The sequence below is a fragment of the Ensifer sp. EB106-03-01-XG145 genome (assembly GCF_058792075.1).
Genome location: NZ_JBYTEC010000010.1, coordinates 1 through 14,651, shown reverse-complemented (window position 1 = coordinate 14,651; position 14,651 = coordinate 1). Strand labels below are relative to the sequence as shown.

Sequence of the window (14,651 nt, the reverse complement as noted above, 5' to 3'; positions counted from 1 at the left end):
TGCCCCAATATTTTACGGGTTTTGCCACAATTTTGTACTGGCGCATGAGCAATGTCGCTCGACTGTCCGACGGGACAGGCAGGGGAATACCACACTTCGAAACGGCGGTTGCCGTGAAGTTGGCTCCGCGCCTTGCGCGCGGTTCGCCGACACGCCGATGCTGCGTATCAGACGCTGGGCACGCGCATGTCCGCTGAAATTTCCCATGGGAACATTGGAAACAGTTGAGCAACCGGGTGCCATGCCGGCGATCGCCAGGCCGCCCCGACCGTTCGCACCCAGCAACTTGTCAAGGAGACCTGACCATGAAGGTCCTGGCGTTTCTTGCGGCTGCCTATGTCGCGCTCCTATCGCCATCTCTTGCCAGCGCGGGCATGCTTGCCCAGGCGCAGCAATACAAAGGCCTGCACGAGGTGAAGAACAACAAGACCCTTCGCGCAGCGCTCGGCATCAACCCGGCACGTACCCCCTGGTGCGGCCATTTCATGGGCATGGTTGCCCGCAAGTCCGGCCGCAGTCCACCGCAGAGCTTCGGCTTCGCCCGCTCGTGGCTTCGGTTCGGTGCACCGGTGAAGCTCGCCTATGCGCGCGCCGGCGATATTGTCGTCGTGCGCACCGGTCGTGGCTACCACGTCGGCATCCTGTCCGCGATGTCGAAGTCGACGGCCCAGTTGATCGGCGGCAATCAGTCCGGCGGCGTCAGGGTCTCGCAGTTCGCCCGGGGCCAGGTCGTCGGCGTCCGGCGCTAGAGCATCCCGCTTCAAGTGGAATCACTTGAAGCGGAAAGATGCTCTAGAAACAATGTGCTAGAGCGACCCTAGAGCGTTCATCTGAACGCACGGCGCTCTGGAGCGGCAAGCCAAGGGCGAGGAACCACTTCGCACCAGGCCTTGTGCCGGAGGGCCTAAAGCCCAACCCGGACCAGAGATCAGCATCGCCGCATCGGGCGGACCGCTGATGCGCGTCCTCACGCGAGCGCCAGGCACATTGCGCAGCGCCGCTCGGGCGGAAGGCCGTGCGCGGCCTCGTTTGCAAGGATCTGCGCGAGACGCGCGTCGAGTTCGTCCCCGGCAAGCGTAGCGAAGCCGAGTGTGCGGTAGAAGTGCTCGTTCCATTTGAGATCGCGGAACGTCGTCAGCGTTACCGCGGCAAGCGAACGTGCGCGCGCATGCGCGATCGCAGCCAGCATCATGGCGCGCCCAAGCCCGCGGCCCTGGCTTTCCTGCAGCACGGCAAGCTGCCAGATGTGCAGCGCACCCTCGGCGCTCGCGGCACAAAGGAAGCCGAGCGGTCGATCCTGCTCGTCGACGGCCACCAGGGACAGGCCGGTGCGCAGGAAGTCGACATGAGCTTCCGCGGACTGGACATCGTCGTCGGCAATCCAGGCCAGGTCGGGGATGGTGCGAAAAAGCGCGCCGGAGGAGCGCTCTATGTCGGGCAGCAAACCTGTATCGTCTTCACGTGTGGGTCGAATCAGGGTCATAGTGACCGCATCCTACAGCGCAGGCCGTCGTAGGGGTGCGCGAAGTTCGCTGCCGCCCTTCAAAATCGCGAGAATCATTAGCCGGATAACGGAATATCGCTAGTCGGCGATCATATTCATGGCCGACTCGAGCCCGGCCGCCGGACTCGACAGCGGCCGCGGTCCGTTGCGGACATGATCGGCGGCGCCAGCCATGGACGCCTGGGCCAGCGCAACGATGGAGGCTCCATCCTCATAGGCCGCTTCTGCCGCCCCGGGCGATCGCAGCAAGGTAGCCGTCACGGCTTCCCGCCTTGAACAGCGCCCACGCACCCTCGACGAGACGAACCTCGAGGACAGCGCCGGAACGATGCGCCGCCTCGGCAAAAAGCGCCGTGGTGGGTGCGACCGTTGTTTCCACCGCGCAAAGCACTACCAGCTTGCCGCCGGTCGCGGCCGCCTTCTCCGCCAGCGCCGCATCGACGCGCAGGATCGGGACGGCGGTGCCCAACCCGGCCCTCACAACGCTCGGCCCGAGCGTCGAGCAGGTCAGCAGCACGGCGTCGGCCTTCGCCGCCAGCGCCGAGAGAACCGCCGCTGTCTGCTGCGTGATGTCCTCGGTCAGGCCGCCCGCTTCCTCCGCCGCGCGCAGCAGATCGGCGCGGACCGTATGGCGCAAGTTCGCGGAGGACAATCCGAGTTCGCGCGCAGCATTCTCGAAAACGGCGACGTTGCTGTCGGCCGTATGCAGGCAGGAGATGATCAATTGGCGGCCTTTGAATGACGAACGCCTGACCGCGCGGTTCTGACTTTGCGAAACTTGCACAATCGCCGCACGCCGGGAAGCGTCGCCGGACACAATCTGTCGTAGAGGCCACACGAACCGTCTATTTGCGCCTCCGGCCCAGCAATGGACACAAATCGGGGCAATTTATGCTTCTCGACTTTTCTAATTTAAGTTACGCTTATTTTCCTTCTGACCAGATGCCGCGGGAGGGGCTGCCCTCTTGGAACGGAAGCTCGCCGTGATCCTTGCTGCCGATGTCGCTGGCTACAGTCGCCTTGTCGCGATTGACGAGGAAGGTGCGCTCGCAACACTTGCCACCTATTGTGCAACGATTTCAAGCCTTGTGACCGAGCATGGCGGCCGCATCTTCGGCGCCGCTGGCGATAGCCTTGTCGCGGAATTCCAGAGTGCAGTGCAGGCGGTTCGGGCAGCGGTCGCCATCCAGCGGACCCTGCAGCGGAGAAACGCCGACCTCGCGCCGGAGCGGCGCATGGAGTTCCGCATCGGCCTCAATCTCGGCGACGTCGTGGTCGACGGCAGCAACCTGCTCGGCGACGGCGTGAATGTGGCGGCGCGGCTGCAGCAGGTGGCGAAACCGGCCGACATCTGCATCTCCGGTGCGTTGCACGACCAGATCGTCGGCAAGCTGGAGTTTCCCGTGCACCGGCTTGGCGATCGCGCGCTCAAGAACATGCCGCGCCCGGTGCCGGTCCACCGCGTCGACTGGCATGAGGACCCGGTGAGGCCGGATCTGCCCGGCATGCCGCTTGCCCTGCCCGACAAGCCGTCGATCGCCGTTCTGCCCTTCGTCAACATGTCCGGCGACCCCGAACAGGACTTCTTCGCCGACGGTCTGACCGAGGACATCATCACGGCGTTGTCGCTCTACCGCTGGTTCTTCGTCATCGCCCGCAACTCCTCTTTCGCCTACAAGGGCCGCGCCGTCGACGTCAAACAGATCGGCCGCGATCTCGGCGTGCGCTACATCGTCGAGGGCAGCGTGCGCCGCTCAGGCTCGCGCGTGCGCGTCACCGGACAGTTGATCGAGGCGGAAACCGGCATCCATCTCTGGGCGCAGCGCTACGAGCGCGAATTCGCCGACATTTTCGCCATCCAGGATGAGATCACCCAACATGTGGTCGCGGCGATCGAGCCGGAGATCCTGATTGGCGAAAACCGCCGGGCGCTGCTACGCGGCAGCGACAATCTCGACGCCTACGAATGCCACATGCGCGGCACGCTGCTGCATAATGCGCAGGACTCCGCCGCGCACTTCGACGACGCGATCGAGTGGCAACGCCGCGCGATCGCCCTCGACCCCGAATTCGGCCGCGCACACATGATGCTGGCCCGCTCGCTGTTTGCCCGCTGCTATTTCGGCTTCAGCGACGACATTGACCGGGATAGCGCGGAGTTGGCGGCGGAGGCTGCGCGCGCCGTCGTGATCGAGGATCACGATCCCTATTGCCACTATGTCATGTGCCTCGCCAATTTCGCTGCCCGGCGGCCGCATGCCGCGGTCCAGGAAGCGCAACAGGCGATCGATCTCAACCCCAATTTTGCGCTCGCTCACATGGCGCTCGGTTGGGCGCGCATCTATATCGGCCGTTTCGCCGAGGCATTGGACCCGCTGCACAAGGCGCTGAGGCTGAGCCCGCACGATCCGCTGACCTACCTCTTCTTCAACCGCATCGCTCTCGCCCACTACCACCTCGGCAATTACGAGGAAGCGCTGCGTCACGCCGAACGGGCGCTGCTCCTGCGCCGCACCTATTTCAACCTGGTCATTCTGCTCGCCTGCCTTGGCCAGCTCGACCGCAACGAGGAAGCCCGCAGGATCGTTCCCGAGGCCGTCGCCAACGCGCCTGTCGATTTACCGCGCTACTGGCGCTTCTTCACCGGCTATGTCGACCCTGCCGACCACGCACATTTCAAAGACGGGCTCGTCAAGGCGGGCCTGCCCATCGTCCCGTAGGCCGCCATGACACGAGCCCAGCTGTTCGGCGTTCTCATCGGCCTCACAGTGGTGGCGTTCTTCACGGTCCTGCGCGCAAACGATCCGCAGCTTCTGAGGCAGGCGCGCGACGTCACCTTCGACGAATACCAGCGGATCGCGCCGCGCGGCTTCGAGACCATGCCGGTCAAGGTGATCGATATCGACGAGGCGTCGCTGCGTGAATTCGGCCAATGGCCCTGGCCGCGCGACCGCCTGGCGAATTTGACCAACCGGCTGACCGAGATGGGCGCGGCAGCGATTGCCTTCGACGTGCTCTTTGCCGAGCCCGACCGCCTGTCGCCGCGCACGGTCGTGCGCGACGTCGGCGGCGTCGATCCATCCTTCGTCGCAACCCTGCCCGATAATGACGAGATCTTTGCCCAGGCGATCCAAGACAAGCCGGTCGTGCTCGGTTTCGGCCTCACCAACGACGGCAGTTACCTGCCGTCGGTCAAGGCGGGCTTTGCCTTCACCGGCGAAACCGCTGCCGAGGCGCCGCCGCGCCTGCACGCCGCAACGCCGCTACGGCCCCAGCTCGAAGCCAACGCCGCCGGGCTCGGCCATATCAGCCTCAATCCCGGCTCCTCCTCCGCGGTGGTGCGGGCCGCACCGCTGTTCCTCAGCGACGGGCAGCAGTTCTACCCGAGCCTCGCCCTGGAGGCGCTGCGCGTGGCGCAGGGCGCCTCGACCTACGTGCTCGCCGCAGCACCCAACGTCGCCAACACGCTCACCGCCGTCAAGATCGGCGACTTCGTCGTGCCGCTCACCTCGACCGGCGAACTCTGGCTCTACGTCACGCCGGACACGACGGAGCGCTACATTTCCGCCCGGCGGGTTCTCACGGACGAAGCCTCCTCTCCGGACGTTCGCGCCGCGATCGAAGGCAGCATCGTCTTCATCGGCACGTCGGCTGCCGGACTGCAGGACGTGCGCACCACCGCGCTCGGGCAGAACGTGCCCGGCGTCTCCATCCATGCCCAGATCGTCGAGCAGATCCTCTCCGGCCGCTATCTGTCGCGTCCAGACTGGGCCGACGGGCTCGAAATCCTCTCGATCGCACTGGCCGGCACGCTGCTCGTGCTGTTGACCACTTTCGTCAGCCCGGTGGTGGCGCTGGTCTGCGGCCTCGCGGTCACGGTGTTGGGGCTCGCAGCCTCCTGGCTCGCCTTCTACTATGGCGGGCTGCTCGTCGATCCGCTGGCGCCGATCCTCGCCGCCTCGATCACCCATTTCTCCGCCACCGCCTATCGCTTCCTGGTGACGGATCGCGAACGACGCGAGGTCCGCCAGGCCTTCGGGCGCTATCTCTCGCCATCGCTGCTCTATCGCATCGAGCACACGCGCAATGCGCTGAGCCTTGGCGGCGACGACCGCGAGCTGACGGTGATGTTCGTCGACGTGCGCAGCTTCACCGAGATGAGCGAGCGCATGACGCCGACCGAGGTCGTCGCCTTCCTCAACACGCTGCTCGACGCGCTGAGCCGCCATGTGCTCGCCAATGAGGGCACGCTCGACAAGTTCATCGGCGATTCCATCATGGCCTTCTGGAACGCCCCGGTCGATGTGGTCAACCATCCGCAAAAGGCACTTCGCGCCGCGCTCGGCATGCGCGAGACCCTGGCCCGGCTGAATGCCGAAGACGCCTTCGGTTTCGGCTCCGGCCATGAGGTGCGCATCGGCATCGGCATCCATACCGGGCTCGCCTGCGTCGGCAACATGGGTGCCGAAACCCGCTTCAACTATTCGGCGGTCGGCGACACCGTCAACATCGCGGCCCGCATCGAAGCGGCCTGCAAGGACGTCAACTTCGACGTGCTCGTGTCGGAAGCGACGGCTGAGGCATTGCCGAATTGCGCGCTGCTGGATGCGGGAAGCCTGGGCCTCAAGGGAAAGACGACGCGAACCCGGCTTTTCGCGGTCGCCGGAGACGAGAACCTCGCCGCCTCGCCCGCCTTCGCGGAATTGCGGCTGCTGCATGACCGGCTCGTCTCGGTGCTACGCACGCGCGCGACCTCGAGCCGCAGCATCATCAACGCAGCGAAGCTGAAGTCTGCCGCCCTGGCACCGGGCCTGGTCGGCTTCTACGCCCGGATGTCGCGCCGATCGGAGCATTTCGCCGAAACGCCGGTCGAAGACGCCAAGCGCCCGGCGGAGTGAAACGTGCCGGACCTCAGCCGCAGACGACCGCCCGGCACATCGCCTCGACCTGGGCTCTCGGATCGTTCGCAAAGCTTTGATTTGTCGTTGGTTGAGCGCCGGCCCGCTTGTGCCTAGCGACAGGTCGTTGCCGACGCATCGTGAACGCTGCGCCGAAAGCGTTGGCAAACGACAGGCCGTCAGCGGCGCACACGGTCGGCGCTCAATTCTGGCTTTGGGTCTGGCTCTGGCTTTGGCTCTGTTCCTGGCGCTGCGTTCCACCGCCCTGTTGCGACTGTTCCTGCCGCTGTTCCTGTTCCTGGCGTTGGCTGCCCTGGCCCTGCCCTTGTTCCTGCTCCTGCCGCTGGGACTGTTCCTGCCGTTGGCTACCCTGTCCTTGTCCCTGTTCCTGGCGCTGCTCCTGCCGCTGCCGCTGGCTCTGTCCGCTCTGCTGCTGCCGCTGCCTTTGTTCCTGGCGCTGCGTCCTGGGTATCAGCGGTATTGGTTGACGCTGCTCGACGGCGGGGGGTTGCACAGTTTGCGGTTGGCGTTCGAGATCCTCCTGGAACACCGCCGCAAGGCTGCAGCCACCCCCCGCCCAGCCCAGCGCTCCGGACAGTCGTTGCCCACCGGAGAGGAAAGGAAGGGCTTGCGCATTGCCTAGTGATTTCAATGTATTGCGACTGACTCTTCTCGGATCGCTGATGCCGCCGCCAGGCTTGGCGACGACGCAGTCGCAACGCTGCGTCAATTGCCGGCAGCCGCCGGCGCCACAGAAGCTTGCGGCGCCGCTGAGCAGCACGACGGCGGTGGTGCCGTCGCGGCCGACATAAAAATCGAAGGCGGTGCCGCGAACGCCGATCGTGCCGGCCGGCGTGACGATTTGATAGGCGGAGTGCCCGGACTTGCCGCTGATCCAGCGGAACGTGCCCTTCGCGGCCATGATCGTCAGTTTCTTCACCGACTTGGCATCGTCATAGACGAACTTGTCGATGACCACCGACGAGCCCCAGCCGACCGCAAGCTTGGTGCCATCCTGGAAGACGAACTGGCCGAGACCGGACTTCGATGTCGAAATCCGTTCGTCCTTGTAGACCGGGTCCTTGACCGCGATCGGACCGCGTGCGCCGCTGACTGACGTGCGAATCTGCACCGCCTGACCGACAGGTTCGGCGGCGATGGTCGGACTGAATGTCACGGCACAAAACGCGATGAGTGCGGCACCACGCAAGCAGAACATGGCACCCTCCAAAGTGCTATTGTTATCACGTCACAGGGATTTATGTCTTGTCGCCCAATCGGGGTAACGCCATGCCGCAACCGTAAGAGTTAGGCGGTCATGGCCGCTCGCCCAGTCGTGGCCATTGGAGGCAATCGGCGGCGTGCGCGGAAGGTACCGAGCGTCAGGCGGCCTGCCGGTTCGTCAGTCATTGTGATGACTGCGCCCCTTCTGATGCCCCTTGTTCTGATGGTCGTTGGCATGTTCGAGCACATCCTTGTGGTTGGCATCCTCGCCGCGGATATCCGGATGTTTCATCTCCCAGTGGCGATTGCGGTAGCCTTCTTCCTGCACAGGCTTCTGAGGTTTTTCCTCCGGCTTCTGAGGTTTCTCCTCCGGCTTGTGCGGCCTCTCCTCGGGCTTCGGTTTTTCCTCGGGAGGCCTTTCTTCGACGGCGGGGGGTTGCACAGTTCGCGGTTGGCGTTCGAGATCCTCCTGGAACACCGCCGCAAGGCTGCAGCCGCCCCCCGCCCAGCCCAGCGCTCCGGACAGTCGTTGCCCACCGGAGAGGAAAGGAAGGGCTTGTGCATTGCCTAGCGATTTCAATGTATTGCGACTGACCCTTCTCGGATCGCTGATGCCGCCGCCCGGCTTGGCGACGACGCAGTCGCAACGCTGCGTCAATTGCCGGCAGCCGCCGGCGCCACAGAAGCTTGCGGCGCCGCTGAGCAGCACGACAGCGGTGGTGCCGTCGCGGCCGACATAAAAATCGAAGGCGGTGCCGCGAACGCCGATCGTGCCGGCCGGCGTGACGATTTCATAGGCGGAGTGCCCGGACTTGCCGCTGATCCAGCGGAACGTGCCCTTGGCGGCCATGATCGTCAGCTTCTTCACCGACTTGGCATCATCGTAGACGAATTTGTCGATGACCACGGACGAACCCCAGCCGACCGCAAGCTTGGTGCCATCCTGGAAGACGAACTGGCCGAGACCGGACTTCGATGTCGAAATCCGTTCGTCCTTGTAGACCGGGTCCTTGACCGCGATCGGACCTCGCGCGCCGCTGACTGACGTGCGAATCTGCACCGCCTGGCCGACAGGTTCGGCAGCGCTGACAGGAAGCGGTTGGCAAAACGCAGCACAAATCGAGATGAGTGCGGCGCCACGCAAGTAGAACATGGCACCCTCCAAAGTGTTATTGTTATCACGCTGCAGGGATTTATGTCTTGTCGCCCAATTGGAGTAACGTAACGGCACATCGCAACCGTAAGAGTTATATCAACGAGCCAGTCCGGCTCGTCGCGGTTGAGGCAAGCGTGACCCGGCCGTCGGCCCGAGTGGTGGCGCTGCCACTCGTTGGGCGCCCAGTCGTCCGCAAATTCAACGCCACGCCCCTGCCGTTTCGCGTGCAAAGCTGTCGCCGAAGCACTGCGAAATGTTGCCTTTTTGTACTCACTCGCCCCTTTTCTTTCGACCGGACTCTCGCCATATTCCCCGCCATGACCAAAGCTCCGAAGAATGCCCCGCCGAAGCCCTCCACGCCGTCCGGTTTCGAAGAAGCGCCGCAGGCGCCCTTGTCCGGCACGCCGCTCAGCGGCAACGTCTCGGATTGGGTGAAGCAGCTCGAGGCGGATGCGGAAGCCTCCGCTTTCGAAACCCAGCGTCAGATCGCCTCCAAGGCCGGCAAGCACCGCAAGACGGTAGAGATCGCCGCCTCGAAGGCGGCGCGCAAGGCCGCGGGCGCGGATGACGACGCGATGCCGAAGAAGGCCGGGAAGAAGAGCAAGGTCGAGATCGTCGGCAGCAAGTCCGCGCGCGGCACCTCGATGGGCGGCTCGACCGACCCGAAGACCCGCGCCGCCGCCGGCCTCAACCCGGTCGCCGGCCTGGACGTGTCGCTGGAGGATGCCGACAGGCTGACGGCCAAATCCGGCGTCACCGCCACGGTGGAAGCGCTGTCGGCGCTGATCGAAAGCGGCAACCCGCTGTTCAAGGACGGCAAGCTCTGGACGCCGCACCGCCCTGCCCGGCCGCCGAAATCCGAAGGCGGCGTCGAAATCCAGATGGTCTCCGATTACGAGCCGGCCGGCGACCAGCCGACGGCGATCGCCGATCTGGTCGAGGGCCTGAACTCCGGCGAGCGCAGCCAGGTGCTGCTCGGCGTCACCGGCTCGGGCAAGACCTTCACCATGGCCAAGGTGATCGAAGCCACGCAGCGTCCCGCCGTCATTCTGGCGCCGAACAAGACGCTGGCCGCCCAGCTCTATTCCGAGTTCAAGAACTTCTTCCCCAACAACGCGGTCGAATATTTCGTCTCCTACTACGACTATTACCAGCCGGAAGCCTATGTGCCGCGCTCGGATACCTTCATCGAGAAGGAATCCTCGATCAACGAACAGATCGACCGCATGCGCCACTCGGCCACCCGCTCGCTCTTGGAGCGCGACGACTGCATCATCGTCGCCTCGGTCTCCTGCATCTACGGTATCGGCTCGGTCGAGACCTATACCGCCATGACCTTCCAGATGAGCGTCGGCGACCGGCTCGACCAGCGGCAGCTGCTCGCCGACCTGGTGGCGCAGCAGTACAAGCGCCGCGACATGGATTTCCAGCGCGGCTCTTTTCGCGTACGCGGGGATACCATTGAAATCTTCCCGGCCCACTTGGAGGATGCGGCCTGGCGCATCTCCATGTTCGGCGACGAGATCGATGCGATCACCGAGTTCGACCCGCTGACCGGCCAGAAGACCGGCGACCTGAAATCGGTCAAAATCTACGCCAACTCGCACTATGTCACGCCGCGCCCGACGCTGAACGGCGCCATCAAGGCGATCAAGGAAGAGCTGGTGCATCGCCTGGCCGAGCTGGAAAAGGGCGGCCGCCTGCTCGAAGCCCAGCGGCTGGAACAGCGAACCCGCTACGACATCGAGATGCTGGAGGCGACCGGCTCCTGTGCCGGCATCGAGAACTATTCGCGCTACCTCACCGGCCGCAATCCCGGCGAGCCGCCGCCGACGCTGTTCGAATACATCCCTGACAATGCGCTGCTGTTCATCGACGAGAGCCATGTCTCCGTCAGCCAGATCGGCGGCATGTATCGCGGCGACTTCCGCCGCAAGGCGACGCTGGCCGAATACGGCTTCCGCCTGCCCTCGTGCATGGACAACCGCCCCTTGCGCTTCGAGGAATGGGACGCCATGCGCCCCGACACGATCGCCGTTTCGGCGACCCCCGGCAGCTGGGAACTGGAACAGTCCGGCGGCGTCTTTGCCGAACAGGTCATCCGCCCGACCGGCCTGATCGACCCGCCGGTCGAAGTGCGCTCGGCCAAGACCCAGGTCGACGACGTCTTGGGCGAAATCCGCGAGACGGCGGCCGCCGGCTACCGCACGCTGGTGACCGTGCTCACCAAGCGCATGGCCGAGGATCTCACCGAATACCTGCACGAACAGGGCATTCGCGTGCGCTACATGCACTCCGACATCGACACGCTGGAGCGCATCGAGATCATCCGCGACTTGCGGCTCGGCGCTTTCGACGTGCTCGTCGGCATCAACCTGCTGCGCGAGGGCCTCGACATTCCCGAATGCGGCTTCGTCGCCATTCTCGACGCCGACAAGGAAGGGTTCCTGCGCTCCGAGACGTCGCTGGTGCAGACCATCGGTCGCGCCGCCCGTAACGTCGACGGCAAGGTCATCCTCTATGCCGACCAGATCACCGGCTCGATGCAGCGTGCCATGGACGAGACCAGCCGCCGCCGCGAAAAGCAGATGGCCTATAACGAGGCCAACGGCATCACCCCGGAATCGGTGAAGGCAAAAATCTCCGACATTCTCGACTCGGTCTACGAAAAGGACCACGTCCGCGCCGACATCTCCGGCGTCGCCGGCAAGGGCTTCGCCGACGGCGGCCACCTCGTCGGCAACAACCTGCAGGCGCACCTCAACGCGCTGGAAAAGCAGATGCGCGACGCCGCCGCCGACCTCGACTTCGAAAAGGCCGCCCGCCTCCGCGACGAGATCAAACGCCTCAAGGCCGCCGAGCTGGCGGCGATGGACGACCCGATGGCACGGGAAGAGGCACGGTCGCAGGAGGGCCGCAAGGGTGCCTCCGCGTCGACGTCCCCTTCTTCTCCGTCATCCTCGTCCTCGGGTTCAACCCGAGGATCTAAGACCACGGACGACAAGTCTCTCTTCCAGAAACCGGCCCGCGACGACATGGGCCGCGACGTCGCGACCCCCGCCGGCGCGGACCGGTCGCTGTTCCGCAGGAACACTCTGGACGAAATGACCGTCGGCCGCACCGAAAAGCCTGTCATCGGCCACGTCCCGGAAAAACCGATCCTCACCCGGGCGAAACCGGGCGTGGGGTCCTATGAGGACCCGGCAGATGAGAAGCGGCAGAAGGGCCGGACGAAGGGGAAGACGGGGCGGCCGGGGCGGTGAAAACATCGCAGCGGTGTTCAAGCCGCGCGCGCTGGCAATCGCGTTACGCATTGCCTTTCAATTCTCAGTTGCGAACATCCACTGATAGCATAAGGTCGATAGACACGGACGAATCGGCCTGTAAAGCTGGATTGGGATTACTGAGATTGACTATGGATCAAGAATTTTTGAAAGCAGGCAATCCAAGTAAAATCGCAAGTGCGTACTCGAGTTTTCTTTCACCTGCGGACATAGATAAAATAAAAACAGAAGCCAGAAAGCACTCGGCCGCAATGTATAATCTAGGAATTACTCACTACAGATTTGCAATAAATTTGAAATCTCCGCATTGGCGCCAAAAGATCTCCAGGCTTTATTACGCAAGCTACAATGCATCGAAAGCAATCAGGTTTGACAATGACGGAAACCATTCAACAGATGTAAAAGACCATTCAAAAATCGGCGCATTGCCGAATAACTTTCCCAACAAAGCGACATACGAAAATACGCTCAGCACTTTACGAGACGATAGAAATTCTTGCGATTATGACCACTTGGCGAAGGCTACAGATCTCATAAACACTACATCCGACTATTCGCGTCTGGTAACCTCCTTCCTCCGCGATGCCCATGATTACCTCACGCTTCGCGGAGTTCAGTTAGGAAAGAAAATATGAACTCGAAGAAGGCAGCTGACGAAGTTCTTTCTAACTTCGAAAAGAGAACCGGTCTCGTTGGGTTAGAATATGAAGATATCGAGAAAGGTGATCGCCTAGTAAGAGTTATCTATGTTTCGGCCGTAACCGACAGATTTTACTCGATTCTGAACGAATGCATTCAGCAATTTGGAGGAGGCAGCGATTTTCACGTTACTCTGAAACAAAGAACTCGCGACTTCATTATCAGTGGGCCGGAAGCTCGACTTCTGCTGAAGGTTCTAAGTGAGAGCCAAAATATCAATCAGTACAGCTTTTCGGACGACTTTTTCGATCGCTACACACCCTCAGTGACCGGGGCCGAAGCTCAAATCGTGTCCGCAGCGAATCATGTGGTGACAGGGAGGCGAGGCGCGGGAAAATCAATGCTCCTGCTCTATTGCTTTAGAGTTCGCCAACGCGAAAATCTGCCGAATGCTTGGGTAGATTTGCAAATGTTTTCCGGTAGAAACGATGAACAGGCGGTTTCGGACGTTATTACCGAGATACTTTACAAGATAGATTTTCCACCTTCGGTTTCAGAGGAAGTCGCAAGCCTACGACACAAGCTTGAAGCAACGGAGCATTCTGTCGCAGACCTGAGAAAACTCACACCACGGCTTCGGCGTTTGCTCGAAAGCGTTTCCTCCAGCGACAATCTATTTATTTACTTGGATGATCTCCACGTATTCCCGTCAGAATACCAGCACATCTTAATGGATGTACTCTACTCAATAGCAAGGGGAAATAGAGTATACCTAAAGATATCAGCGATTGAAAATCTAGTTAAGACCTACGACAACGCGAGCAAGGCAGGCATCGAGATCCCACAAGACGCGCAGCGACTTGGCTTGGACTACAATCTAACGACTCCTGATAAGGCCACAAAACATCTCGAGGCCATTCTTGACTCGCATGCGGCCTATTCCGGGTTGCCGTCCATACGGAGGCTCTGCTCATCCGCGGAGGTGCTTCCGCGTTTAACTTGGGTGAGCGCGGGCGTCCCACGTGATGGGATAAATCTATTCTCGCAGTCGATGTTGAAGGCCGCGTCGGAGAACAGAAAGCGGGTAACAGTTTCCAACGTTAACATGGCCGCGTCGGACAACTTGAGCATTAAGATTAAAGATCTTCAAACGGACGCGAGCGCCTCCGCCGCCCGGTTAAATGATCTGCTAGAAAAGATCAGAAATTTTTGCGTCATAATAAACAAGACCAATGCATTTTTGGTAGAAATAAAATCGGGAGAGGCACATTTTAAGGATATCATGAGCCTTGTTCAACTACGCCTTTTACACGTTATTTCTGAGGGAATAACACCAAAGGAAGCAGGGACAAAATTTATGGCACTGATATTGGACTACGGCCTGTATACCGGTGTTCGCGCAGCAGCTAGCGTAGAGTTGTTTAACAAACAAACTACGCAGGTATCCGCGAAAGACCTTAGAAGATTAAAGATACTTAGGTGAGGTATAGTCCCCGCTATCGCGTTGCCTGAGTTGGGCTAACCGACGACGACCCCTTGCCGCCTCCCCCATTCCCCGCTACAACCAAACGATGATCAAGACCGCGCTCATCGCTGCCACCTATTATGCGACGTCTCCATAGGGAGCGGCGCGTTTCGATCATGCCTTTAAACAAGCCGCCGTCAGGCGGCTTTGTTTTGTTCAGTGCTCCCTGGCGGCAATGCCATGGAGAGCCCTAATGACCCATTCCGACAGCCCCACCGATGCCTTTCAGCCGCGTTCGGCGATCACCCGGACGCTGGTCGAGCGCGGTTATGTCAACCAGGTGACCGACCTTGCGGGCGTCGACAGCGCTTTTGCGGCCGGGATCGTGCCGGTTTATGCCGGCTGGAGACCTCGAATTACCGCTGATTTGGTGATCGGCGGCGCGGCCTGATGGCTGTTGGCGTCTTTCGCCTGCGATTTC

At 61.9% G+C, this 14,651-nt stretch carries 11 protein-coding genes; 7 read left to right on the top strand and 4 right to left on the bottom strand.

Annotated elements, in window-relative coordinates:
• Positions 1-305: 305 nt before the first annotated feature.
• Positions 306-749: a TIGR02594 family protein gene (locus AC3WWH_RS21985; protein ID WP_057248812.1), complete on the top strand. Its 444-nt coding sequence runs from the start codon at positions 306-308 to the stop codon at positions 747-749.
• 218 nt (positions 750-967) lie between these two features.
• Here the strand turns inward: AC3WWH_RS21985 and AC3WWH_RS21980 are convergent, their stop codons facing one another.
• Together AC3WWH_RS21980 and AC3WWH_RS21975 are read right to left on the bottom strand one after the other, a co-directional pair.
• Positions 968-1,483 carry a GNAT family N-acetyltransferase gene (locus AC3WWH_RS21980; protein WP_058324040.1) on the bottom strand — a complete coding sequence of 172 codons (516 nt, stop codon included), beginning with the start codon at positions 1,481-1,483 and terminating at the stop codon, positions 968-970.
• Positions 1,484-1,715: 232 nt separating this feature from the next.
• Positions 1,716-2,321, bottom strand: coding sequence for an Asp/Glu racemase (locus AC3WWH_RS21975; RefSeq protein ID WP_245299239.1), 606 nt, complete (start codon positions 2,319-2,321; stop codon positions 1,716-1,718).
• Between the two features lie 148 nt (positions 2,322-2,469).
• Here AC3WWH_RS21975 and AC3WWH_RS21970 point away from each other — a divergent pair, with 148 nt between their 5' ends.
• Positions 2,470-4,224 (top strand): adenylate/guanylate cyclase domain-containing protein, encoded by a 1,755-nt coding sequence (locus AC3WWH_RS21970; protein ID WP_058324039.1) that lies wholly within the window; start codon positions 2,470-2,472, stop codon positions 4,222-4,224.
• 6 nt (positions 4,225-4,230) lie between these two features.
• Entirely contained in the window at positions 4,231-6,402 is a 2,172-nt protein-coding gene (locus AC3WWH_RS21965) for a CHASE2 domain-containing protein (RefSeq protein WP_057248809.1), read from the top strand.
• Between the two features lie 202 nt (positions 6,403-6,604).
• Here the strand turns inward: AC3WWH_RS21965 and AC3WWH_RS21960 are convergent, their stop codons facing one another.
• Entirely contained in the window at positions 6,605-7,621 is a 1,017-nt protein-coding gene (locus AC3WWH_RS21960) for a FecR family protein (RefSeq protein ID WP_058324038.1), read from the bottom strand.
• A 183-nt stretch (positions 7,622-7,804) separates the two neighbouring features.
• Positions 7,805-8,779, bottom strand: coding sequence for a FecR family protein (locus AC3WWH_RS21955; protein ID WP_058324037.1), 975 nt, complete (start codon positions 8,777-8,779; stop codon positions 7,805-7,807).
• Positions 8,780-9,099: 320 nt separating this feature from the next.
• Here AC3WWH_RS21955 and uvrB point away from each other — a divergent pair, with 320 nt between their 5' ends.
• The 4 genes from uvrB to AC3WWH_RS21935 all read left to right on the top strand — a co-directional run bounded on the left by uvrB (position 9,100) and on the right by AC3WWH_RS21935 (position 14,621).
• Complete coding sequence (gene uvrB / locus AC3WWH_RS21950; RefSeq protein ID WP_058324036.1) at positions 9,100-12,045, top strand: excinuclease ABC subunit UvrB; 2,946 nt, start codon at positions 9,100-9,102, stop codon at positions 12,043-12,045.
• A gap of 152 nt (positions 12,046-12,197) precedes the next feature.
• Positions 12,198-12,701, top strand: coding sequence for a hypothetical protein (locus AC3WWH_RS21945; RefSeq protein WP_492377279.1), 504 nt, complete (start codon positions 12,198-12,200; stop codon positions 12,699-12,701).
• Positions 12,698-14,188, top strand: coding sequence for a hypothetical protein (locus AC3WWH_RS21940; protein WP_058324226.1), 1,491 nt, complete (start codon positions 12,698-12,700; stop codon positions 14,186-14,188). The genes AC3WWH_RS21945 and AC3WWH_RS21940 overlap by 4 nt, the downstream gene beginning before the upstream one ends.
• A 235-nt stretch (positions 14,189-14,423) precedes the next feature.
• Positions 14,424-14,621, top strand: a complete 198-nt coding sequence (locus AC3WWH_RS21935; protein ID WP_492377278.1) for a hypothetical protein — start codon at positions 14,424-14,426, stop codon at positions 14,619-14,621.
• Positions 14,622-14,651 lie beyond the last annotated feature (30 nt).